38 protein-coding genes are annotated in these 21059 nt (G+C 49.9%); 4 read left to right on the top strand and 34 right to left on the bottom strand.

Annotated features, from left to right (window positions below; genetic code table 11):
* Window positions 1-12: 12 nt before the first annotated feature.
* From rsmB to mscL, 3 genes are all read left to right on the top strand, one after another.
* Window positions 13-1323 carry a 16S rRNA (cytosine(967)-C(5))-methyltransferase RsmB gene (rsmB, locus tag On2M_RS02100; protein ID WP_210904229.1) on the top strand — a complete coding sequence of 437 codons (1311 nt, stop codon included), beginning with the start codon at window positions 13-15 and terminating at the stop codon, window positions 1321-1323.
* The gene (trkA, locus tag On2M_RS02095; RefSeq protein ID WP_096890501.1) at window positions 1323-2699 is read left to right on the top strand and encodes a Trk system potassium transporter TrkA; all 1377 of its coding nucleotides are present in this window, start codon (window positions 1323-1325) and stop codon (window positions 2697-2699) included. Before rsmB ends, trkA begins: the two co-directional genes overlap by 1 nt.
* 141 nt (window positions 2700-2840) lie before the next feature.
* The gene (gene mscL, locus On2M_RS02090) at window positions 2841-3254 is read left to right on the top strand and encodes a large-conductance mechanosensitive channel protein MscL (RefSeq protein ID WP_210904227.1); all 414 of its coding nucleotides are present in this window, start codon (window positions 2841-2843) and stop codon (window positions 3252-3254) included.
* Here mscL and arfA read toward each other — a convergent pair.
* From arfA to rpsJ, 31 genes are all read right to left on the bottom strand, one after another.
* The gene (gene arfA / locus On2M_RS02085; RefSeq protein WP_151219980.1) at window positions 3251-3469 is read right to left on the bottom strand and encodes an alternative ribosome-rescue factor ArfA; all 219 of its coding nucleotides are present in this window, start codon (window positions 3467-3469) and stop codon (window positions 3251-3253) included. The genes mscL and arfA overlap by 4 nt on opposite strands.
* Window positions 3470-3526: 57 nt before the next feature.
* Window positions 3527-3952 (bottom strand): Zn(2+)-responsive transcriptional regulator, encoded by a 426-nt coding sequence (gene zntR / locus On2M_RS02080; protein WP_151219981.1) that lies wholly within the window; start codon window positions 3950-3952, stop codon window positions 3527-3529.
* A gap of 10 nt (window positions 3953-3962) precedes the next feature.
* Window positions 3963-4331, bottom strand: coding sequence for a DUF1992 domain-containing protein (locus tag On2M_RS02075; RefSeq protein ID WP_187260387.1), 369 nt, complete (start codon window positions 4329-4331; stop codon window positions 3963-3965).
* A gap of 107 nt (window positions 4332-4438) precedes the next feature.
* Complete coding sequence (gene rplQ / locus On2M_RS02070; RefSeq protein WP_001216370.1) at window positions 4439-4822, bottom strand: 50S ribosomal protein L17; 384 nt, start codon at window positions 4820-4822, stop codon at window positions 4439-4441.
* Between the two features lie 40 nt (window positions 4823-4862).
* Window positions 4863-5852 carry a DNA-directed RNA polymerase subunit alpha gene (gene rpoA / locus On2M_RS02065; protein WP_003031139.1) on the bottom strand — a complete coding sequence of 330 codons (990 nt, stop codon included), beginning with the start codon at window positions 5850-5852 and terminating at the stop codon, window positions 4863-4865.
* Between the two features lie 25 nt (window positions 5853-5877).
* The gene (gene rpsD / locus On2M_RS02060) at window positions 5878-6498 is read right to left on the bottom strand and encodes a 30S ribosomal protein S4 (protein WP_003031138.1); all 621 of its coding nucleotides are present in this window, start codon (window positions 6496-6498) and stop codon (window positions 5878-5880) included.
* A gap of 33 nt (window positions 6499-6531) precedes the next feature.
* Window positions 6532-6921 carry a 30S ribosomal protein S11 gene (gene rpsK / locus On2M_RS02055; protein ID WP_003031137.1) on the bottom strand — a complete coding sequence of 130 codons (390 nt, stop codon included), beginning with the start codon at window positions 6919-6921 and terminating at the stop codon, window positions 6532-6534.
* A gap of 16 nt (window positions 6922-6937) precedes the next feature.
* Window positions 6938-7294, bottom strand: a complete 357-nt coding sequence (rpsM, locus tag On2M_RS02050; protein ID WP_003031135.1) for a 30S ribosomal protein S13 — start codon at window positions 7292-7294, stop codon at window positions 6938-6940.
* 146 nt (window positions 7295-7440) lie between these two features.
* Window positions 7441-7557, bottom strand: coding sequence for a 50S ribosomal protein L36 (gene rpmJ / locus On2M_RS02045; RefSeq protein ID WP_000868187.1), 117 nt, complete (start codon window positions 7555-7557; stop codon window positions 7441-7443).
* A 30-nt stretch (window positions 7558-7587) separates the two neighbouring features.
* Window positions 7588-8919: a preprotein translocase subunit SecY gene (gene secY / locus On2M_RS02040; protein WP_001118864.1), complete on the bottom strand. Its 1332-nt coding sequence runs from the start codon at window positions 8917-8919 to the stop codon at window positions 7588-7590.
* Between the two features lie 7 nt (window positions 8920-8926).
* Entirely contained in the window at window positions 8927-9361 is a 435-nt protein-coding gene (gene rplO / locus On2M_RS02035) for a 50S ribosomal protein L15 (RefSeq protein WP_003031132.1), read from the bottom strand.
* A 3-nt stretch (window positions 9362-9364) separates the two neighbouring features.
* Complete coding sequence (rpmD, locus tag On2M_RS02030) at window positions 9365-9544, bottom strand: 50S ribosomal protein L30 (protein ID WP_001140434.1); 180 nt, start codon at window positions 9542-9544, stop codon at window positions 9365-9367.
* Between the two features lie 3 nt (window positions 9545-9547).
* Window positions 9548-10051, bottom strand: a complete 504-nt coding sequence (rpsE, locus tag On2M_RS02025; protein ID WP_003031131.1) for a 30S ribosomal protein S5 — start codon at window positions 10049-10051, stop codon at window positions 9548-9550.
* Window positions 10052-10065: 14 nt separating this feature from the next.
* Window positions 10066-10419 (bottom strand): 50S ribosomal protein L18, encoded by a 354-nt coding sequence (rplR, locus tag On2M_RS02020; RefSeq protein ID WP_000358960.1) that lies wholly within the window; start codon window positions 10417-10419, stop codon window positions 10066-10068.
* A gap of 9 nt (window positions 10420-10428) precedes the next feature.
* Entirely contained in the window at window positions 10429-10962 is a 534-nt protein-coding gene (gene rplF, locus On2M_RS02015; protein WP_210904225.1) for a 50S ribosomal protein L6, read from the bottom strand.
* A gap of 12 nt (window positions 10963-10974) precedes the next feature.
* The gene (rpsH, locus tag On2M_RS02010; RefSeq protein WP_003031127.1) at window positions 10975-11367 is read right to left on the bottom strand and encodes a 30S ribosomal protein S8; all 393 of its coding nucleotides are present in this window, start codon (window positions 11365-11367) and stop codon (window positions 10975-10977) included.
* A 30-nt stretch (window positions 11368-11397) separates the two neighbouring features.
* The gene (rpsN, locus tag On2M_RS02005) at window positions 11398-11703 is read right to left on the bottom strand and encodes a 30S ribosomal protein S14 (RefSeq protein WP_003031125.1); all 306 of its coding nucleotides are present in this window, start codon (window positions 11701-11703) and stop codon (window positions 11398-11400) included.
* Between the two features lie 14 nt (window positions 11704-11717).
* Complete coding sequence (gene rplE / locus On2M_RS02000) at window positions 11718-12257, bottom strand: 50S ribosomal protein L5 (protein ID WP_003031123.1); 540 nt, start codon at window positions 12255-12257, stop codon at window positions 11718-11720.
* A 14-nt stretch (window positions 12258-12271) separates the two neighbouring features.
* Window positions 12272-12586, bottom strand: a complete 315-nt coding sequence (gene rplX, locus On2M_RS01995; RefSeq protein ID WP_003031122.1) for a 50S ribosomal protein L24 — start codon at window positions 12584-12586, stop codon at window positions 12272-12274.
* Between the two features lie 10 nt (window positions 12587-12596).
* Window positions 12597-12968: a 50S ribosomal protein L14 gene (rplN, locus tag On2M_RS01990; protein WP_000613954.1), complete on the bottom strand. Its 372-nt coding sequence runs from the start codon at window positions 12966-12968 to the stop codon at window positions 12597-12599.
* A 163-nt stretch (window positions 12969-13131) separates the two neighbouring features.
* On the bottom strand, window positions 13132-13386 hold the full coding sequence (gene rpsQ, locus On2M_RS01985) for a 30S ribosomal protein S17 (RefSeq protein WP_003031120.1): 255 nt from the start codon (window positions 13384-13386) through the stop codon (window positions 13132-13134).
* Window positions 13386-13577 carry a 50S ribosomal protein L29 gene (gene rpmC, locus On2M_RS01980; RefSeq protein WP_000644742.1) on the bottom strand — a complete coding sequence of 64 codons (192 nt, stop codon included), beginning with the start codon at window positions 13575-13577 and terminating at the stop codon, window positions 13386-13388. Before rpmC ends, rpsQ begins: the two co-directional genes overlap by 1 nt.
* Entirely contained in the window at window positions 13577-13987 is a 411-nt protein-coding gene (gene rplP / locus On2M_RS01975) for a 50S ribosomal protein L16 (protein WP_000941208.1), read from the bottom strand. The genes rpmC and rplP overlap by 1 nt, the downstream gene beginning before the upstream one ends.
* A gap of 12 nt (window positions 13988-13999) precedes the next feature.
* Window positions 14000-14701 carry a 30S ribosomal protein S3 gene (gene rpsC / locus On2M_RS01970; protein ID WP_000529945.1) on the bottom strand — a complete coding sequence of 234 codons (702 nt, stop codon included), beginning with the start codon at window positions 14699-14701 and terminating at the stop codon, window positions 14000-14002.
* Window positions 14702-14718: 17 nt separating this feature from the next.
* Window positions 14719-15051: a 50S ribosomal protein L22 gene (rplV, locus tag On2M_RS01965; protein WP_000448832.1), complete on the bottom strand. Its 333-nt coding sequence runs from the start codon at window positions 15049-15051 to the stop codon at window positions 14719-14721.
* A 14-nt stretch (window positions 15052-15065) separates the two neighbouring features.
* Window positions 15066-15344: a 30S ribosomal protein S19 gene (gene rpsS, locus On2M_RS01960; protein WP_001138115.1), complete on the bottom strand. Its 279-nt coding sequence runs from the start codon at window positions 15342-15344 to the stop codon at window positions 15066-15068.
* Between the two features lie 16 nt (window positions 15345-15360).
* Entirely contained in the window at window positions 15361-16182 is an 822-nt protein-coding gene (gene rplB, locus On2M_RS01955) for a 50S ribosomal protein L2 (protein ID WP_000301869.1), read from the bottom strand.
* A 17-nt stretch (window positions 16183-16199) separates the two neighbouring features.
* Window positions 16200-16502, bottom strand: a complete 303-nt coding sequence (rplW, locus tag On2M_RS01950; RefSeq protein ID WP_000617546.1) for a 50S ribosomal protein L23 — start codon at window positions 16500-16502, stop codon at window positions 16200-16202.
* A complete protein-coding gene (gene rplD, locus On2M_RS01945) occupies window positions 16499-17104 on the bottom strand; it encodes a 50S ribosomal protein L4 (protein ID WP_003031119.1) in 606 nt (201 codons plus the stop codon). The genes rplW and rplD overlap by 4 nt, the downstream gene beginning before the upstream one ends.
* Before the next feature lie 10 nt (window positions 17105-17114).
* Entirely contained in the window at window positions 17115-17744 is a 630-nt protein-coding gene (gene rplC, locus On2M_RS01940; RefSeq protein ID WP_003031117.1) for a 50S ribosomal protein L3, read from the bottom strand.
* Between the two features lie 32 nt (window positions 17745-17776).
* Complete coding sequence (gene rpsJ, locus On2M_RS01935; RefSeq protein WP_001181005.1) at window positions 17777-18088, bottom strand: 30S ribosomal protein S10; 312 nt, start codon at window positions 18086-18088, stop codon at window positions 17777-17779.
* Between the two features lie 375 nt (window positions 18089-18463).
* Between rpsJ and On2M_RS01930 the strand changes: the two genes are divergently transcribed.
* Window positions 18464-18931 carry an A24 family peptidase gene (locus On2M_RS01930; protein ID WP_210904223.1) on the top strand — a complete coding sequence of 156 codons (468 nt, stop codon included), beginning with the start codon at window positions 18464-18466 and terminating at the stop codon, window positions 18929-18931.
* On the opposite strand, the gene bfr is transcribed toward On2M_RS01930, so the two are convergent.
* The 3 genes from bfr to tuf form a co-directional block, all read right to left on the bottom strand.
* Window positions 18928-19404 carry a bacterioferritin gene (gene bfr, locus On2M_RS01925; protein WP_003031113.1) on the bottom strand — a complete coding sequence of 159 codons (477 nt, stop codon included), beginning with the start codon at window positions 19402-19404 and terminating at the stop codon, window positions 18928-18930. The two genes, On2M_RS01930 and bfr, sit on opposite strands and share 4 nt — an antisense overlap.
* Window positions 19405-19475: 71 nt before the next feature.
* Window positions 19476-19670, bottom strand: a complete 195-nt coding sequence (gene bfd, locus On2M_RS01920) for a bacterioferritin-associated ferredoxin (RefSeq protein ID WP_003031111.1) — start codon at window positions 19668-19670, stop codon at window positions 19476-19478.
* Between the two features lie 185 nt (window positions 19671-19855).
* Window positions 19856-21040, bottom strand: a complete 1185-nt coding sequence (gene tuf / locus On2M_RS01915; RefSeq protein WP_003031109.1) for an elongation factor Tu — start codon at window positions 21038-21040, stop codon at window positions 19856-19858.
* Window positions 21041-21059: the final 19 nt, after the last annotated feature.

The following is a 21059-nucleotide window of genomic DNA, read 5'->3' as shown; positions in this document are numbered from 1 at the left end:
ATTTTTGCGCTTATGAAAAAACATCTTAATTTACGCAGTATGGCGGCCCAGGCCGTCGAACAGGTTGTCGAAAAAGGACAGTCATTAAGCAACGTACTGCCTGCCATGCAGCAAAAAGTTGCTGATAAAGACAAAGCGTTGTTGCAGGAACTTTGCTTCGGCGTATTGCGCACTCTCTCCCAACTGGAGTGGATGATCCAGCAGTTGATGGAACGTCCAATGACGGGCAAACAGCGCACCGTTCACTATCTGATCATGGTGGGCTTCTACCAACTGCTGCATACCCGTATTCCACCGCATGCTGCACTGGCAGAGACCGTAGAAGGCGCGGTCGTTATTAAGCGCCCGCAGTTAAAAGGGCTGATCAACGGCGTGTTGCGCCAGTTTCAACGCCGTCAGGATGAACTGTTGGCCGAGTTCGCACAAAGCGATTTACGTTTCTTACACCCCTCCTGGCTGGTGAAACGTATTAAGGCCGCTTATCCGCAGCAGTGGGAAGCCATTCTTGAAGCTAATAACCAACGGCCACCAATGTGGCTGCGTGTCAATCGTAACCACCATACGCGCGATGCCTGGCTGGACCTGCTTAGCGAAGCGGGATTAACCGGCTTCCCGCATCCGGCGTATCCGGATGCAGTGCGTCTGGAAACGCCGGCTCCTGTGCACGCCCTGCCTGGTTTTGACGAAGGCTGGGTAACCGTTCAGGATGCTTCCGCTCAAGGATGCATGACCTATCTGTTGCCGGAAGACGGTGAACAGATCCTCGACCTGTGCTGCGCGCCGGGCGGGAAAACCACTCACATTCTGGAAGTTGCTCCTCACGCTAACGTAATGGCCGTCGATGTCGATGAAAAACGTTTATCACGCGTTTACGACAATCTGAAACGTCTGGGCATGAAGGCAACCGTAAAGCAGGGTGATGGCCGCTATCCACAGCAGTGGTGCGGTGAACAACAGTTTGATCGTATTTTGCTGGATGCTCCGTGTTCTGCCACAGGCGTTATTCGTCGCCATCCGGATATCAAGTGGCTCCGCCGCGACCGGGATATTGTCGAACTTGCGCAGTTGCAGGCCGAGATCCTGAATGCCACCTGGTTACATCTTAAACCCGGCGGCACGCTGGTTTATGCAACGTGCTCTATCCTGCCGGAAGAAAACCAGCAGCAAATTGCCGCCTTCCTTGCTCGTAATCCGGATGCGGTATTAAGCGAAACCGGTACGCCGGAAAAACCTGGACGTCAGAATTTACCAGGTGCGGAAGATGGCGATGGCTTCTTTTACGCTAAGCTAATCAAAAGTGATGAGATAACGGGTCGCGACTGATGAAAATTATCATTCTGGGCGCAGGGCAAGTTGGCGGTACGCTGGCTGAAAACCTGGTCGGAGAGAACAACGATATCACGGTAGTCGATACCAATGGTGAACGCCTGCGCAGCTTGCAGGACAAGTTTGATCTCCGCGTCGTACAAGGGCACGGTTCACATCCTCGCGTTCTGCGTGAAGCCGGCGCCGACGATGCCGATATGCTGGTTGCCGTAACCAGCTCAGATGAAACAAATATGGTTGCCTGTCAGGTAGCTTATTCACTGTTTAATACGCCTAATCGCATCGCCCGTATTCGTTCACCGGATTACGTTCGTGATGCGGACAAGCTATTCCAATCCGATGCCGTGCCTATCGACCACCTGATTGCGCCTGAGCAACTGGTTATCGATAGCATTTATCGACTGATTGAATATCCGGGTGCATTACAGGTAGTGAATTTTGCCGAAGGGAAAGTCAGCCTTGCGGTCGTGAAAGCCTATTACGGTGGGCCGCTAATCGGCAATGCGCTATCAACAATGCGTGAACATATGCCACACATTGATACCCGCGTGGCGGCGATTTTCCGTCATGATCGGCCGATCCGTCCGCAAGGTTCTACCATTGTTGAAGCAGGTGATGAAGTCTTCTTTATTGCAGCATCACAGCATATTCGCGCCGTAATGAGCGAATTGCAGCGACTGGAAAAGCCTTACAAACGCATTATGTTAGTGGGTGGTGGTAATATCGGTGCTGGTCTGGCACATCGTCTGGAAAAAGATTACAGCGTCAAACTGATCGAACGTAATCAACAGCGAGCATCCGAGCTTGCGGAGAAACTGCAAAATACGATCGTCTTCTTTGGAGATGCTTCGGATCAAGAGCTGCTGGCGGAAGAACATATCGATCAGGTTGATCTGTTCATCGCGGTCACCAACGACGATGAAGCTAACATCATGTCAGCGATGCTTGCCAAACGGATGGGGGCCAAGAAAGTGATGGTGTTGATCCAACGCAGAGCGTACGTCGATCTGGTGCAGGGCAGCGTGATCGATATTGCGATTTCGCCGCAGCAGGCAACTATCTCTGCGCTGCTCAGTCACGTGCGTAAAGCTGATATAGTTGGTGTTTCTTCACTACGCCGCGGTGTCGCGGAAGCTATTGAAGCTGTCGCACACGGTGATGAAACAACATCGCGGGTTGTAGGTCGCTCAATTGATGAGATAAAACTTCCACCCGGAACCATTATTGGCGCCGTCGTGCGTGGCAACGATGTGATGATTGCCAACGATAACCTGCGTATTGAACAGGGCGATCACGTAATTATGTTCCTGACAGATAAAAAGTTTATTACCGACGTCGAGCGGTTATTCCAGCCAAGTCCTTTCTTCTTGTAATAATTTGGGCGCGAATACCGCGCCCTTTTTATTTCCCTTTATTTATCAGGGTCTAATAAATTTTCCTTTGAGCAATACATAAATGGAAATTGCCTAAACATTTGTTAAACTTATAAACGTCAGCTGCATAGGGAGAATAAAATGAGCATTATTAAAGAATTTCGCGAATTCGCGATGCGCGGGAATGTTGTCGATTTGGCAGTGGGTGTCATTATTGGTGCGGCATTTGGTAAGATCGTTTCATCACTGGTTGCTGATATCATCATGCCGCCGCTTGGGTTGTTAATTGGTGGCATCGATTTTAAACAGTTTGCTTTAACGCTACGTGATGCACAGGGAGATATCCCAGCGGTTGTCATGCATTACGGTATATTTATTCAGAACGTCTTTGATTTCATTATTGTTGCGTTTGCTATTTTTATGGCAATCAAGCTAATCAACAAACTGAACCGTAAAAAAGCGGAAGAGCCGGCAGCACCGCCTGCTCCATCGAAAGAAGAAGTATTGCTGAGTGAAATTCGTGACCTGCTGAAAGAACAAAATAATCGTTCTTAAGCACTCACTGAAACCAGAAGGCCAGTGGTAAAAAAGTGATTCACTTTCTTGCCACTGGCCTCCCAGTTACCCCGATTACCATGTTTACCTTTACGCAGATAACTTCCTTTCCCTTTCTTATTTTTCTCAATGCGCTGTCTGAACAGTGGGTCATGCAGAAGCGCCTCAATGGCGTTGTCCTTTATCTGCCCTTTGGTGTGCTGATAACGACTCATATTATCTCCAGTTTGTAATAGTTTACGCCGCGAGTGTAGACCTGGCCGTTCAATAAATCAACAACCTGATGTAGTTCCGCTGGCACCTTGCTCAAGAGCTTCAAGGATAGAGCAGTAAACGCTGCTGTGCGCCTTGCCACAACATGCGTCATTCAATCGCTGAAGCGATCGTTGCATCGCCTGAAGCTCCGCTATTCGCGCTTCAACCTCCTGCAATCTTTCCTGGACGATCCCTTTTGATTCCTGACAGGTATGGTGTTCAGGATCGATTCGGATCGAAAGTAGCTCGCGGATCGATTCCAGAGTGAAACCAAGCTGACGGGCATAACGAATAAACTTCAGACGCTGAAGATCGCTTTCCGTATAGAGGCGAAACCCACCTTCTGTACGTATTTCATGTTCCATCATCTGCTGCTTTTCATAGTAGCGGATGGTATCAGGCGTTACGTCAGCCAGTTTCGCTAATTCACCAATACGGTACATGCTCTCTCCGCTATTCGTCGTTGACTTTATGTAGCAGCTTATCTGCGTATTCACCGTGTAAAAACTCAGTGCTAAGTCCAGCCTGTCGAAGTTTAAGTTCCAGTAGTGAAAGTCTTCGGCTCACCTCCTGATAACCAGGATCATCTTTGCGGATCCCTGTGAGTAATTCAAGCAGCTGTATTGCCTCTCTGCGCTGCTCAAGCTCAGGAGGAAGACAGCCTGCATTTTTTAATAAACGGAATCCAGCTCGCAGTTCCAGTGGAACATGGGAATCGTCATCAAGAACCAACGGCTTACCTGTACCAGGTAAACGGTCAAACTCACCTTTAGACTGTGCATCAATAATATGCCGCTCTGCCCACTGGTCCAATAACCACATACAACACTCCAGGGGATGAACAAAAAGAGTACTGATATTGTAGATAAGCGGGGATATGACGGATATAAAAAAACCCGCCGAGGCGGGTTTTTTTACGTTACTACAGATTACTCTGCAGCAGCTTCTGTTTTCTCTGAACGATCAACCAGCTCGATGTATGCCATCGGCGCGTTGTCGCCTGCACGGAAACCACACTTCAGAATGCGAGTGTAACCACCGGCGCGGCTCGCGAAACGCGGGCCCAGTTCGTTAAACAGTTTTGCCACGATCTCGTTATCACGAGTACGGGCGAATGCCAGACGACGATTAGCTACGCTATCAGTCTTGGCAAGAGTAATCAGCGGCTCAACTACGCGACGCAGCTCTTTCGCTTTCGGCAGAGTCGTCTTGATGATTTCATGACGAACCAGTGAACCTGCCATATTGCGGAACATAGCCTGGCGATGGCTGCTGTTGCGGTTCAGTTGACGACCACTCTTACGATGGCGCATGACCTTATCCTTCTCAGTAAAACCTTAACCTGTGATCCGGTTACTCGTCAGCGATGCTTGCCGGTGGCCAGTTTTCCAGGCGCATGCCCAGAGACAGTCCACGGGAAGCCAGCACGTCTTTAATCTCAGTAAGAGATTTTTTACCAAGGTTAGGCGTCTTAAGAAGCTCAACCTCAGTACGCTGTACCAGATCACCGATATAGTGGATAGCTTCTGCTTTGAGGCAGTTAGCAGAGCGGACAGTCAATTCCAGATCGTCAACAGGGCGCAGCAGGATCGGATCGAATTCTGGTTTCTCTTCTTTAACTTCCGGCTGACGTACATCACGTAAGTCAACGAAAGCTTCAAGTTGTTCAGCCAGAATGGTTGCCGCACGACGAATCGCCTCTTCAGGATCGATTGTGCCGTTGGTTTCCATTTCGATGACCAGCTTGTCCAGGTCGGTACGCTGTTCTACACGCGCTGCTTCAACATTGTAGGCAATACGCTCTACAGGGCTGTAGCATGCGTCGACCAGCAGACGGCCGATTGGGCGCTCATCTTCTTCCGAATGAATTCGGGTAGAAGCCGGCACATAACCACGACCGCGCTGAACTTTGATGCGCATGCTAATAGATGCGTTCTCATCGGTCAGGTGGCAGATCACGTGCTGTGGCTTGACGATTTCGACATCACCATCATGGGTAATGTCGGCTGCAGTCACAGGGCCAATGCCAGATTTATTCAAGGTAAGAATAACGTCATCTTTACCCTGAACTCTCACCGCCAGCCCTTTCAGGTTGAGCAGGATTTCCAGGATATCTTCCTGAACGCCTTCTTTGGTGCTGTACTCATGTAGTACACCATCAATCTCAACCTCGGTCACCGCGCAACCCGGCATCGATGAGAGCAGAATACGGCGCAGTGCGTTACCCAAAGTATGGCCAAAGCCACGCTCTAAAGGCTCAAGGGTCACCTTGGCGTGCGTCGAACTCACTTGCTCGATATCTACCAGGCGCGGTTTTAGAAACTCTGTCACAGAACCCTGCATTGTGTCCTCTCTTTGGTACTAAGCTTTACTTGGAGTAAAGCTCGACGATCAGGTGTTCGTTAATGTCCGCAGACAGATCAGAACGCTCCGGCTTACGCTTGAACGTACCTTCCATCTTGCCAGCATCAACTTCCAGCCAGGTTGGCTTTTCACGCTGCTCAGCCAGCTCCAGAGCGGCTTTCACGCGAGACTGCTTCTTCGCTTTCTCACGAATGCTAACAACGTCATTCGGACTAACCTGATAAGAAGCGATGTTAACAACACGACCGTTTACCATAATTGCTTTATGGCTGACCAGCTGACGTGCTTCTGCACGAGTGGCACCGAAGCCCATACGGTATACAACGTTGTCCAGACGACCTTCCAGCAGACCCAACAGGTTTTCACCGGTGTTGCCTTTCAGACGTGCTGCTTCTTTGTAGTAGTTACGGAACTGACGCTCCAGCACACCGTAGATACGGCGAACTTTTTGCTTTTCACGCAACTGCACACCATAGTCAGACAGACGCGGTTTACGCGCACCGTGCTGGCCAGGAGCTTGTTCAATTTTACACTTGGTATCGATCGCGCGAACGCCAGACTTAAGGAATAAGTCAGTGCCCTCACGACGGCTCAGCTTGAGCTTAGGACCCAAATATCTTGCCATTTTCTTTCTCCAACAATCCTAGAAACGACAGCGTTATACGCGACGTTTTTTCGGCGGACGACAACCGTTATGAGGGATCGGAGTCACATCAGTAATATTAGTGATGCGGAAACCAGCGGCGTTCAGAGCACGAACAGTAGATTCGCGACCTGGACCCGGTCCTTTGACCATAACTTCCAGATTCTTGATACCGTATTCTTTTACGGCTTCAGCGCAACGCTCTGCTGCAACCTGAGCTGCAAACGGAGTGGATTTGCGAGAACCACGGAAACCGGAACCACCGGCTGTTGCCCAACCCAGTGCGTTACCCTGACGATCAGTGATGGTAACGATGGTGTTGTTAAAAGAAGCATGGATATGAGCCACGCCGTCAGAGACTTGTTTTCTTACACGTTTACGTGCACGAATTGGTGCCTTTGCCATTATTCAATCACCCCGATTATTTCTTGATCGGTTTGCGCGGACCCTTACGGGTACGTGCGTTGGTCTTGGTACGCTGACCGCGAACCGGGAGACCACGACGATGACGCAAACCGCGATAGCAACCAAGGTCCATAAGGCGCTTGATGCTCATGCTAACTTCACGGCGCAGATCACCTTCAACGACAAATTTGGCAACTTCGTCACGCAGCGTGTCGATTTGTTCTTCAGACAGCTCACTGATCTTAACATCTTCAGCGATACCCGCGGCAGCCAGAATGGCTTTAGAACGGGTCTTGCCGACGCCGTAGATCGAAGTTAATGCGATCACAGCATGTTTCTGATCAGGAATGTTAATGCCTGCTATACGGGCCACTATGCACTCCTACTATTTAATATGTACGCACCATGCTGAAAAGCCCGTTTTCAGGATACTCAAATGGAAACGCACAGACATACAAAAGATTGGCTGGCTAATCTAGCCAGCTCAACCCAACTTTGCAAGAAAAATATGCGAATAAATCAGCCTTGGCGCTGTTTATGCTTCGGCTCGGCACTGCAAATCACACGGATGACACCATCACGCTTAACGATTTTGCAGTTACGGCATAATTTCTTGACGGAAGCACGAACTTTCATTTTTACTCTCCGTAACTTCTCGGGCGACTGTTAACGGCCGTAGCCTTTCAGATTCGCCTTCTTCAATGCAGACTCGTACTGACTTGACATCATCAGAGTTTGCACTTGAGCCATAAAGTCCATAATCACGACAACAACGATAAGCAGTGAGGTCCCACCGAAGTAGAACGGTACTTTCATTGCATCACGCATGAACTCCGGGATCAGGCAGATAAAGGTAATGTAGAGCGCACCAACCAAAGTCAGGCGGGTCATTACTTTATCGATATACTTCGCCGTTTGCTCTCCCGGACGAATTCCTGGTACAAATGCACCGGACTTCTTCAGGTTATCTGCTGTTTCACGCGGGTTGAAAACCAACGCCGTGTAGAAGAAACAGAAGAATATGATTGCAGACGCATAGAGTAACACATAAAGCGGTTGCCCAGGCTGCAAATACAGCGAAATTGTTGTCAGCCAGTTCCAACCCGTCCCGCCCCCGAACCATGACGCGATGGTCGCCGGGAACAGAATAATACTGGAAGCGAAGATTGCTGGGATTACCCCCGCCATATTCACTTTCAGCGGTAAATGTGTGCTCTGTGCAGCATAGACACGACGACCTTGCTGACGTTTCGCGTAGTTTACCACAATGCGGCGTTGACCACGCTCAACAAATACAACAAAGAACGTCACTGCGAATACTAATACTGCAACCAACAGCAACACGAGGAAGTGCAGGTCGCCTTGACGCGCTTGCTCGATAGTATGGGCAATGGCTGGCGGGAGTCCCGCGACAATACCGGCGAAGATAATGATTGAGATACCGTTGCCGATACCACGTTCAGTAATCTGTTCACCCAACCACATCAGGAACATCGTCCCTGTAACCAGACTTACAACAGCGGTGAAATAGAATGCAAAGCCTGGGTTCATCACCAGGCCCTGCATACCAGGCATATTCGGCAGACCGGTAGCAATACCGATCGACTGGAATATCGCCAGCACCAGAGTACCGTAGCGGGTGTACTGGCTGATCTTACGACGACCAGACTCCCCTTCTTTCTTAATTTCTGCCAGCGTTGGATGAACCACCGTCAGCAGCTGGATAATGATCGACGCCGAAATATACGGCATGATCCCCAGAGCAAAGATAGAAGCACGGCTGAGAGCACCACCAGAGAACATGTTAAACATTTCAATGATGGTGCCTCGCTGTTGCTCAAGCAGTTTGGCAAGTACAGCGGCATCAATACCAGGGATCGGAATGAAAGAGCCAATACGGAACACAATCAGCGCGCCGATTACAAACAGCAGTCTGCGTTTCAGCTCGCCTAAGCCACCTTTGGCACTTTGAAAATCTAATCCCGGTTGTTTAGCCATCTGCTACTTATTCCTCGATTTTACCGCCAGCAGCTTCGATAGCAGCACGAGCGCCTTTAGTAACACGCAGGCCACGAACAGTTACCGGAGTAGTGACTTCACCAGCCAGGATCACTTTCGCGAACTCGATCTGGATACCGATAATGTTAGCTGCTTTCAGCGTGTTCAGGTCTACAACACCGCCTTCAACTTTAGCCAGGTCAGACAGACGAACTTCGGCTGTAATCGCTGCTTTACGTGAAGTGAAGCCGAATTTCGGCAGACGACGGTACAGAGGCATCTGGCCACCCTCGAAACCGCGACGTACGCCACCGCCAGAACGAGACTTCTGACCTTTGTGACCACGACCACCGGTTTTACCGAGGCCAGAACCGATACCACGACCCAGGCGGCGAGCCGCTTTTTTAGAGCCTTCGGCCGGAGACAGAGTATTTAAACGCATCTCTTACTCCTCAACTTTAACCATGAAGGAAACCGCGTTGACCATACCACGAACAGCAGGAGTATCCTCGCGCTCTACGGTGTGACCAATACGACGCAGACCCAGGCCAAGCAGCGTTGCCTTGTGTTTCGGCAGACGACCGATTGCACTGCGGGTTTGAGTAATTTTAATAGTCTTTGCCATGGTTTATTTCCCCAGAATTTCTTCAACGGATTTACCACGCTTGGCAGCGACCATTTCCGGAGATTTCATATTTTCCAGACCATCGATAGTTGCACGAACCACGTTAATCGGGTTAGTGGAACCATACGCTTTAGCCAGAACGTTACGAACTCCAGCGACTTCCAGAACGGCGCGCATTGCACCACCGGCGATGATACCGGTACCTTCGGAAGCCGGCTGCATGAATACACGAGAACCCGTGTGAGTACCCTTAACCGGGTGCTGCAGGGTGCCGTGGTTCAGCGCGACGTTAATCATATTGCGACGGGCTTTTTCCATCGCTTTCTGGATCGCTGCTGGAACTTCACGCGCTTTACCGTAACCAAAACCAACGCGACCGTTACCATCACCAACTACAGTCAGAGCTGTGAAGGAGAAAATACGACCACCTTTAACGGTTTTAGATACGCGGTTAACCGCGATCAGCTTTTCCTGCAGTTCGCCAGCTTGTTTTTCGATGTGAGCCATCTTACACCTCTACCTTAGAACTGAAGGCCAGCTTCACGGGCAGCATCTGCCAGTGCCTGGACACGACCATGATATTGGAACCCGGAACGGTCAAAAGAAACATCTTTGATGCCTTTTTCCAGAGCGCGTTCAGCAACAGCTTTACCTACAGCTGCAGCAGCGTCTTTGTTACCGGTGTACTTCAATTGTTCAGCGATAGCTTTTTCTACAGTAGAAGCAGCTACCAGAACTTCAGAACCGTTCGGTGCAATTACCTGTGCGTAAATATGACGCGGGGTACGATGTACCACCAGGCGAGTTGCACCCAGCTCCTGGAGCTTGCGGCGTGCGCGGGTCGCACGACGGATACGAGCAGATTTCTTATCCATAGTGTTACCTTACTTCTTCTTAGCCTCTTTGGTACGCACGACTTCGTCGGCGTAACGAACACCCTTGCCTTTATAAGGCTCAGGACGACGGTAGGCGCGCAGATCTGCTGCAACCTGACCGATCAGCTGTTTATCAGCGCCTTTCAGCACGATTTCAGTCTGAGACGGACATTCTGCAGTGATACCCGCAGGCAGCTGATGGTCAACTGGGTGAGAGAAACCTAAAGCCAGGTTTACTACATTCCCTTTAACCGCTGCACAATAACCTACACCAACCAGCTGAAGCTTCTTAGTGAAGCCTTCGGTAACACCGACAACCATTGCATTCAGCAGGGCACGCGCGGTACCAGCCTGAGCCCATCCATCTGCGTAACCATCACGCGGACCGAAGGTCAGTGCATTATCTGCATGATTTACTGCAACAGCATCGTTGAGAGTACGAGTCAGCTCGCCGTTTTTACCTTTGATCGTAATAACCTGACCGTTGATTTTTACATCAACGCCGGCAGGAATAACGACCGGTGCTTTAGCAACACGAGACATTTTTTCCTCCGATTAGGCTACGTAGCAGATAATTTCGCCACCAAGACCAGCCTGGCGCGCTGCACGATCAGTCATAACACCTTTAGAGGTAGAAACAACTGCGATACCCATGCCAGCCATAACTTTCGGCAGCTCGTCTTTACGCTTATAAATGCGCAGACCTGGGCGACTGACACGCTGAATGCTTTCTACAACAGCTTTACCCTGGAAATACTTGAGAGTAAGTTCCAGTTCCGGCTTGGTGTCGCCTTCAACTTTAAAATCTTCAATAAAACCTTCTTCCTTCAGCACGTTGGCAATTGCCACTTTCAGCTTGGAGGAAGGCATGGTGACCGCAGCTTTATTCGCGGCCTGACCGTTACGGATACGGGTCAGCATATCCGCGATCGGATCTTGCATGCTCATCTGTCTTTACTCCCGTGATTCAATTGGTAATTACCAGCTAGCCTTTTTCAAGCCTGGTACTTCACCGCGCATGGCGGCTTCACGCAGTTTGATACGGCTCAACCCGAACTTGCCCACATAGCCATGCGGACGACCTGTTTGACGGCAGCGGTTACGCTGACGGGACGGGCTGGAATCACGCGGCAGAGACTGCAGCTTGAGAACTGCGTTCCAACGATCTTCGTCGGTCGCGTTCACATCAGAGATAATAGCTTTCAGTTCAGCGCGTTTTGCGAAGTACTTATCAGCTAAAGCTACGCGCTTTACTTCGCGTGCTTTCATTGATTGCTTAGCCATTCAGTAACCCTACCTTACTTGCGGAACGGGAAGTCAAAGGCAGCCAGCAGAGCACGGCCTTCTTCATCAGATTTCGCAGTAGTGGTAATGGTAATATCCAAACCACGCACGCGGTCGACTTTATCGTAGTCGATTTCTGGGAAGATGATCTGCTCACGGACACCCATGCTGTAGTTACCACGACCGTCGAAAGACTTAGCGGACAAGCCACGGAAGTCACGGATACGTGGAACAGCAATAGTGATCAGGCGCTCAAAGAACTCCCACATGCGTTCGCCACGCAGAGTTACTTTACAGCCGATCGGATAGCCCTGACGGATTTTGAAGCCTGCAACTGATTTGCGTGCTTTGGTGATCAGCGGTTTTTGACCGGAGATTGCTGTCAGGTCAGCTGCTGCGTTATCCAGCAGTTTTTTGTCAGCGATCGCTTCACCAACACCCATGTTCAGGGTGATCTTCTCGACCCGAGGGACTTGCATGACAGAATTGTAGTTAAACTCAGTCATGAGTTTAGCGACTACTTCGTCTTTGTAGTAATCATGCAGTTTCGCCATCGTACTACTCCAAATTACTTGATAGTTTCGCTGTTAGATTTGAAGAAACGGACTTTTTTACCGTCTTCGAATCTAAAGCCTACACGGTCAGCCTTGCCGGTTGCCGCGTTGAAGATAGCAAGGTTAGAGATCTGAATAGCTGCTTCTTTCTCTACGATGCCGCCTGGCTGGTTCAGGGCCGGAACCGGCTTCTGATGTTTCTTAACCAGGTTAATACCTTCAACAATGACCTTGCCGGAAGACAGGACATTCTTAACTTTACCGCGTTTACCTTTATCTTTACCGGTTAACACGATAACTTCGTCATCACGACGGATCTTCGCTGCCATGATTCGCTCCTTAGAGTACTTCTGGTGCCAGAGAGATAATTTTCATGAACTTCTCGTTACGAAGTTCACGAGTTACCGGCCCAAAAATACGCGTACCGATAGGTTGCTCGCTGTTATTGTTTAAAATAACGCATGCATTACCATCGAAGCGAATGACAGAACCGTCCGGGCGACGAACACCCTTCTTGGTGCGCACCACTACCGCCTTCAGCACATCACCTTTTTTGACCTTACCACGCGGAATTGCTTCCTTGATGGTGATCTTGATGATATCGCCGACGCCTGCGTAGCGACGGTGCGAGCCACCCAGAACCTTGATACACATTACGCGACGTGCACCGGAGTTGTCGGCGACGTTCAGCATAGTCTGTTCTTGGATCATTTTAGTGCTCCGCTAATGTCAACTACTACTGAGACCCGAAAATCAGGTCGTTAAAAAAGCCCCATATCGGGGGCGCGGCATTATAACACCGCTTCAACGATATGGGTAGAAAAAATAAACGGCTCATCGCTGAGCCGTTTATTCGTTGAGAATGCCTACTGTATTACAGAACGGCTTTCTCTACAACGCGAACCAGCGTCCAGGACTTAGTCTTGGACAGCGGACGGCATTCGCGGATTTCAACCACGTCACCAGTACCGCATTCGTTGTTCTCGTCATGTACGTGCAGTTTGGTCGTACGCTTAATGAATTTACCGTAGATCGGGTGTTTCACAAAACGTTCGATAGCAACAACGATGGATTTCTCCATTTTATCGCTAACAACGCGACCTTGCAGAGTACGGATTTTATCGGTCATTACGCACCCGCCTTCTCAGTCAGTAAAGTCTTAACGCGTGCGACATCACGACGCACTTGCTTCAACAGGTGAGACTGTTGCAGCTGGCCACTTGCAGCCTGCATACGCAGGTTGAACTGCTCACGCAGCAGATTCAGCAGCTCGGTGTTCAGCTCTTCAACACTCTTCTCACGCAGCTCTTTTGCTTTCATTACATCACCGTCTTAGTTACAAAGGTGGTTTTAATCGGCAGTTTCGCTGCTGCCAGCTTGAATGCTTCACGGGCCAGCTCTTCCGGTACGCCGTCCATTTCATACAGGACTTTACCCGGCTGAATCAAGGCAACCCAATACTCTACGTTACCTTTACCTTTACCCATACGCACTGCCAGCGGCTTTTCAGTGATCGGTTTGTCCGGGAATACACGGATCCAGATCTTACCTTGACGCTTAACTGCACGGGTCATAGCACGACGTGCTGCTTCGATCTGACGGGCAGTCAGACGACCACGGCCAACAGCTTTCAGACCGAAGCTGCCGAAGCTAACATCCGCGCCAGCAGCCAGACCGCGGTTACGGCCTTTGTGCATTTTACGGAATTTTGTACGCTTTGGTTGTAACATCAGCGACGCTCCTTATTTACGGCCTTTACGCTGCTGCTTTTTAGGTTGCGCAGCCGGTTTTTCCGGTTGTTCAACAGCAGCCATACCACCCAGGATCTCGCCTTTGAAGATCCATACCTTAACGCCGATTACACCGTAAGTGGTGTGCGCTTCAGAGGTGTTGTAGTCGATGTCAGCACGCAGAGTGTGCAGCGGTACGCGACCTTCACGGTACCATTCGGTACGTGCGATTTCCGCGCCGCCCAGACGGCCGCTAACTTCAACTTTGATACCTTTAGCGCCCAGACGCATTGCGTTCTGTACAGCACGCTTCATAGCACGACGGAACATAACGCGACGTTCCAGCTGAGAAGTGATGCTGTCAGCAACCAATTTTGCGTCCAGTTCAGGCTTACGCACTTCGGCGATATTGATCTGAGCAGGAACGCCAGCAATATCCGCTACGACTTTGCGCAGTTTTTCTACGTCTTCGCCTTTCTTACCGATAACGATACCCGGGCGAGCGGTGTGAATGGTCACACGGATGCTCTTAGCCGGACGCTCGATAACGATACGAGATACAGACGCTTTAGCCAGTTCCTTAGTCAGGTACTGACGTACTTTAAAATCGCTGTCCAGGTTGTCAGCGAATTCTTTGGTGTTCGCAAACCAGGTTGAGTTCCATGGTTTTACAATACCCAGGCGAATACCATTAGGATGTACTTTCTGACCCATTGCTAGTCTCCAGAGTCTCAGCGATCGGACACAACCACAGTAATGTGGCTGGTGCGCTTCAGGATGCGATCTGCACGACCTTTTGCACGCGGCATAATGCGCTTCATGCTCGGGCCTTCGTCTACGAAAATTTTCGTAACTTTCAGATCGTCAATGTCAGCGCCATCGTTGTGTTCAGCGTTAGCAATGGCAGATTCCAGGACTTTCTTAACCAGTACAGCCGCTTTCTTATTGGTGTAGGTCAGAATATCCAGAGCCTGCGACACTTTCTTACCGCGAATCAGGTCTGCAACAAGGCGAACCTTCTGAGCAGAAGAACGAGCATGGCGATGTTGAGCTAAAGTTTCCATCTCTTCCTCCTACCTTATTTCTTCTTCGCTTTTTTATCAGCAGCGTGGCCGCGATAAGTACGAGTCGGTGCGAATTCACCCAGTTTGTGACCGACCATTTCGTCGGAAACAAATACCGGAACGTGCTGACGACCATTATGGACAGCGATGGTCAAACCGATCATGTTAGGAAAGATCGTTGAACGACGGGACCAAGTGCGCAGGGGCTTCTTGTCTCCGCTTTCCACCGCTTTCTCTACCTTCTTCAGCAAGTGCAGGTCAATAAAAGGACCTTTCTTGAGAGAACGTGGCATGGCTTATCCTCTAAAATTATTTGCTACGGCGACGTACGATGAATTTATCAGTACGCTTGTTGCTGCGGGTCTTCTTACCTTTGGTCTGAACGCCCCACGGAGTTACCGGGTGCTTACCAAAGTTACGACCTTCACCACCACCATGTGGGTGATCGACTGGGTTCATCGCAGTACCGCGAACGGTAGGACGAACACCACGCCAGCGTGCAGCACCTGCTTTACCCAGAACGCGCAGCATATGCTCAGCATTGCCAACTTCGCCCAGAGTCGCACGGCAATCTGCTTCGACTTTACGCATTTCACCAGAACGCAGACGCAGGGTGACATAAGCACCATCACGAGCAACGATCTGAACGTAAGTACCAGCGGAACGTGCCAGCTGACCGCCTTTACCTGGTTTCATTTCTACGTTATGAACGGTAGAACCAACCGGGATATTGCGCATCGGCAGGGTGTTACCTGCTTTGATTGCAGCATCAACGCCAGATTGAATCTGGTCGCCAGCTTTCAGGCCTTTAGGGGCCAGGATGTAACGGCGTTCACCGTCTTTGTACAGAACCAGCGCGATGTTCGCGGAGCGGTTCGGATCGTACTCAAGACGTTCAACAACTGCCGGGATACCGTCTTTGTTGCGTTTGAAGTCAACAATACGATAAGCCTGCTTGTGACCACCACCGATGTGACGAGTGGTGATGCGGCCATTGTTGTTACGACCACCGGATTTGCTGTTTTTTTCAACCAGCGGAGCAAAAGGTTTGCCCTTGTGCAGCTCTGGGTTGACCACTTTAACAACGTGGCGACGACCCGGAGATGTCGGTTTACATTTAACAACTGCCATTGTATTACTCCTCCGACTTACTCAGCGCCGCCGACGAAGTCCAGATTCTGGCCTTCCTTCAGGGTGACGTAAGCTTTTTTCCAGTCGCTACGACGACCGATACGCTGTCCGTGACGTTTAACTTTCCCTTTAACTACCAGGGTGTTAACGACTTCGACTTCGACTTCAAACAGTTTCTGCACAGCAGCTTTGATTTCTGCTTTGGTCGCGTCTTTAGCAACTTTGAGAACGATGGTGTTAGTTTTTTCCATCGCAGTAGACGCTTTTTCAGAAACGTGCGGTGCGCGCAGCACTTTCAGCAGACGTTCTTCACGAATCATGCCAGCATCTCCTCAACTTGCTTAACAGCATCAGCAGTCATTACGACTTTGTCGAAGGCGATCAGGCTAACCGGGTCGATACCAGTTGCATCGCGTACGTCAACCTTGTGCAGGTTGCGCGCAGCCAGGAACAGGTTTTCGTCCAGCTCACCGGTGATGATCAGCACATCTTCCAGAGCCATGTCTTTCAGTTTCTGTGCCAGCAGCTTAGTTTTAGGCGCTTCAACAGAGAATGATTCGACAACGATCAGACGATCCTGACGTACCAGTTCGGACAGAATGCTTTTCAGCGCGCCGCGGTACATCTTTTTGTTAACTTTTTGACTGTGGTCCTGTGGACGAGCAGCGAAGGTCACGCCACCTGAACGCCAGATCGGGCTCTTGATAGAACCTGAACGCGCACGGCCGGTACCTTTCTGGCGCCACGGCTTTTTGCCTGAACCAGTTACTTCAGCACGAGTCTTCTGAGCACGAGTACCCTGACGAGCACCAGCTGCATAAGCAACAACAACCTGGTGAACCAGCGCTTCGTTGAAATCACGACCGAAGGTAGTTTCGGAAACAGTCAGCGCGCTCTGCGCGTCTTTCAATACTAATTCCATTGCTATCCCCTTACGCCTTCACAGCTGGTTTAACGATCAGGTCGCAACCGGTCGCACCCGGAACACCACCTTTAACCAGCAGCAGGTTGCGCTCAGCGTCAACACGTACTACGTCCAGGCTCTGAACGGTTACACGTTCGTTGCCCAGCTGACCTGCCATTTTCTTGCCTTTGAACACTTTGCCCGGAGTCTGGTTCTGACCGATAGAACCCGGAACGCGGTGGGACAAGGAGTTACCGTGAGTAGCGTCCTGGGTACGGAAGTTCCAGCGCTTAACGGTACCAGCGAAACCTTTACCTTTAGAGGTACCGGTTACGTCAACTTTTTTAACGTCAGCAAACAGTTCAACGCTAATGTTCTGACCAACGGTGTATTCTTCACCATCTGCCAGACGGAACTCCCACAGGCCACGGCCAGCTTCTACGCCAGCTTTAGCAAAGTGACCAGCTTCCGGCTTAGTTACACGGTTAGCTTTTTTAGCACCAGTGGTAACCTGAACAGCGCGATAGCCATCGTTAGCCAGATCTTTAACCTGAGTAACGCGGTTTGCTTCAACTTCGATAACGGTTACTGGGATAGATACGCCATCTTCAGTGAAGATGCGGGTCATACCCACTTTTTTACCGACTAAACCAATCATTGTATCAACCTCTCAATCGCTCGATGACCTGATTAACCCAGGCTGATCTGCACGTCTACACCGGCAGCCAGGTCCAGACGCATCAGAGCATCAACGGTTTTTTCAGTTGGCTCAACGATGTCAACCAGACGCTTGTGAGTACGAATCTCGTACTGATCACGCGCGTCTTTGTTAACGTGCGGGGAGATCAGAACGGTGAAACGCTCTTTGCGGGTCGGCAGCGGGATCGGACCACGAACCTGCGCACCAGTGCGCTTGGCAGTCTCGACGATTTCCGCGGTTGATTGATCGATCAGACGATGATCAAACGCTTTCAAACGGATACGGATTCTTTGGTTCTGCATGAGACCAGAGCTCCAATTATTTTATAGACGAAATAGTTACTCCTCAAACCCATTACGATTGATGGGAGAGTGTAACCGTTCTTACAGAGTTCCCCGATTGGGAACATTGTCTGGTATTGCTTTCGCAGTACCGGTGGCTCATATCGAACCGCTGTCAATATTAGACAAGCCCGCGCATTATACGTAAATCTCAGTCTTAAGCAAGTGCCGCGTAGAAATTAATCACTCGCAAATGCGAACCCCCTTCCACTCCGACTGTATGCGCTATGGCGTCGCGTGTTTTCCGTGGAAGGGAATTTACATAACTAACATCCCAGACTTGTATGGCCGCCGGTTTTACCCGAGGGTAACCTTTTTGCCGCACGAGGCTTGCCTATGTACATCGACCTCCCCTTTCTGCTGATTTATGTTTCGCTATCAGCTCTGCTCTTAGTTCAGGATTTACGTACCGGATTGTTGCCCGACAAATTTACCTGCCCGCTTTTGTGGAGCGGTCTTATTTATCATCAGTGTTGCAGATCGGCACAGTTATCCGAAGCGCTTTGGGGGGCCGTAGCAGGTTATGGTGCATTTTCACTGTTCTACTGGGGGTATCGTCTGCTATTTCGACAGGAAGGATTAGGTTTTGGTGATGTCAAATTTCTTGCCGCGCTAGGCGCATGGCATCGCTGGGAATCATTACCCCTGCTGGTTTTACTTGCCGCCGGCATGGCCTGTTGCCTCACTGGAATCACCTGCGTCTGGTGCGGGAGACAGGCGTTAAAAAACCCGCTGCCATTTGGGCCATATCTGGCGGCTGCGGGTTATGTTATTGGCGGGATAAATCTGCTACAGGGCGTTTAGTCACTGACTTTAATTTGCGACTGCAGATAATTTTGCAAGCCCAGTTTTGCAATCAGGTCCAGCTCTGTTTCGAGCCAGTCAATATGACCTTCTTCTTCAGTCAGGATCTCGATCATCATGTCCCGGCTGACATAGTCATGAACGCTATCAGCATAGGCAATGGCTTCGCGTAAATCTTTAGCACCATCGAGTTCGAGTCGAAGATCGGATTGCAGCATCTCTTCAACGTCTTCACCTATACCCAACTTACCAAGATCCTGTAAGTTTGGGAGCCCTTCCAGAAATAAAATACGCTCAATATACTTATCAGCGTGTTTCATCTCATCGATAGATTCATGGTACTCAACATCATTGAGGCGAGTCAGTCCCCAGTTTTTAAACATACGAGCATGGAGAAAATACTGGTTGATTGCGACAAGCTCATTTCCCAATAGTTTATTGAGATAATTTATGATTTTAACATCACCTTTCATTTTATAGTCCCTCCGCTTCCACTCTTAGAGCGTAGATGGGGCTACAGGGATGTCAAAAAAAAGAGTGTGACTTAGGCGATTTCTTTAAATTCTGGCATTTGTGTCAATTCATCCTGCATGACTTCGCGAGCAGCACGAATGCATTTACCACATTGATTTCCAACAGGAATAAATTTACGTAACTGCTGAAAAGACTGAGGGTGAAACTGGCGAACAGCCTGACGTATTTTTTTATCACTTATCGCATTACACAAACAAACGTACATGATCGCTCCCGTTCAATTTCTGTGCAAATTGTAAATGAGAATAGTTATGATTACAATAGCACAACGCTATTTACGCGGTGAGAGAATGAATAAAAAATGCGAATAAATATGACAATCACTAAATAGCAGGCAGCAAAAAGGGCGCCGAAGCGCCCTTTTTAAGCTCAAAGCTAATTAATCAATAATTAGCTCATTACTTTAGCAACAACGCCCGCACCAACAGTACGGCCGCCTTCACGGATTGCGAAACGCAGACCGTCGTCCATCGCGATTGGGTGGATCAGAGTAACAACCATTTTGATGTTGTCGCCCGGCATTACCATCTCAACGCCTTCCGGCAGTTCGATGGTACCAGTCACGTCAGTAGTACGGAAGTAGAACTGCGGACGGTAGCCTTTGAAGAACGGAGTATGACGGCCGCCTTCGTCTTTGGACAGAATGTACACTTCAGATTCGAACTTGGTGTGCGGCTTGATAGAGCCCGGCTTAGCCAGTACCTGACCACGTTCGATTTCTTCACGTTTGATACCACGCAGCAGAACACCAACGTTCTCACCAGCACGGCCTTCGTCCAGCAGTTTGCGGAACATTTCAACGCCAGTACAGGTAGACTTGGCAGTCTCTTTGATACCAACGATTTCAACTTCTTCACCAACTTTGATGATACCGCGCTCTACACGACCGGTAACAACGGTACCACGACCGGAGATGGAGAATACGTCTTCGATTGGCAGCAGGAACGGCTTATCGATAGCACGTTCTGGTTCTGGGATGTAAGAATCCAGGAAGCCAGCCAGTTCGATGATTTTCGCTTCCCACTCTGCTTCGCCTTCCAGCGCTTTCAGAGCAGAACCACGAACGATCGGCGTGTCGTCGCCCGGGAAATCGTACTGAGACAGAAGTTCACGAACTTCCATTTCTACCAGTTCCAGCAGCTCTTCGTCATCAACCATGTCGCATTTGTTCAGGAACACGATGATGTACGGAACGCCTACCTGACGACCCAGCAGGATGTGCTCACGAGTCTGCGGCATCGGGCCGTCAGTCGCAGCAACAACCAGGATCGCGCCGTCCATCTGCGCAGCACCGGTGATCATGTTTTTAACATAGTCGGCGTGGCCCGGGCAGTCTACGTGTGCGTAGTGGCGAGTCGGGGTGTCATATTCAACGTGAGAAGTGTTGATGGTGATACCACGAGCTTTTTCTTCCGGCGCGTTATCGATCTGGTCGAATGCACGAGCAGCACCGCCGTAGGTTTTAGCCAGTACGGTAGTGATTGCAGCGGTCAGGGTAGTTTTACCGTGGTCAACGTGGCCGATGGTGCCGACGTTAACGTGCGGTTTTGTACGTTCAAATTTTTCTTTAGACACGGCTATATTCCTTACTATA

The sequence above is a fragment of the Citrobacter sp. On2M genome (assembly GCF_018035235.1).
GTDB lineage: Bacteria > Pseudomonadota > Gammaproteobacteria > Enterobacterales > Enterobacteriaceae > Citrobacter > Citrobacter meridianamericanus.
This window is presented reverse-complemented; position numbering and strand designations above follow the sequence as displayed.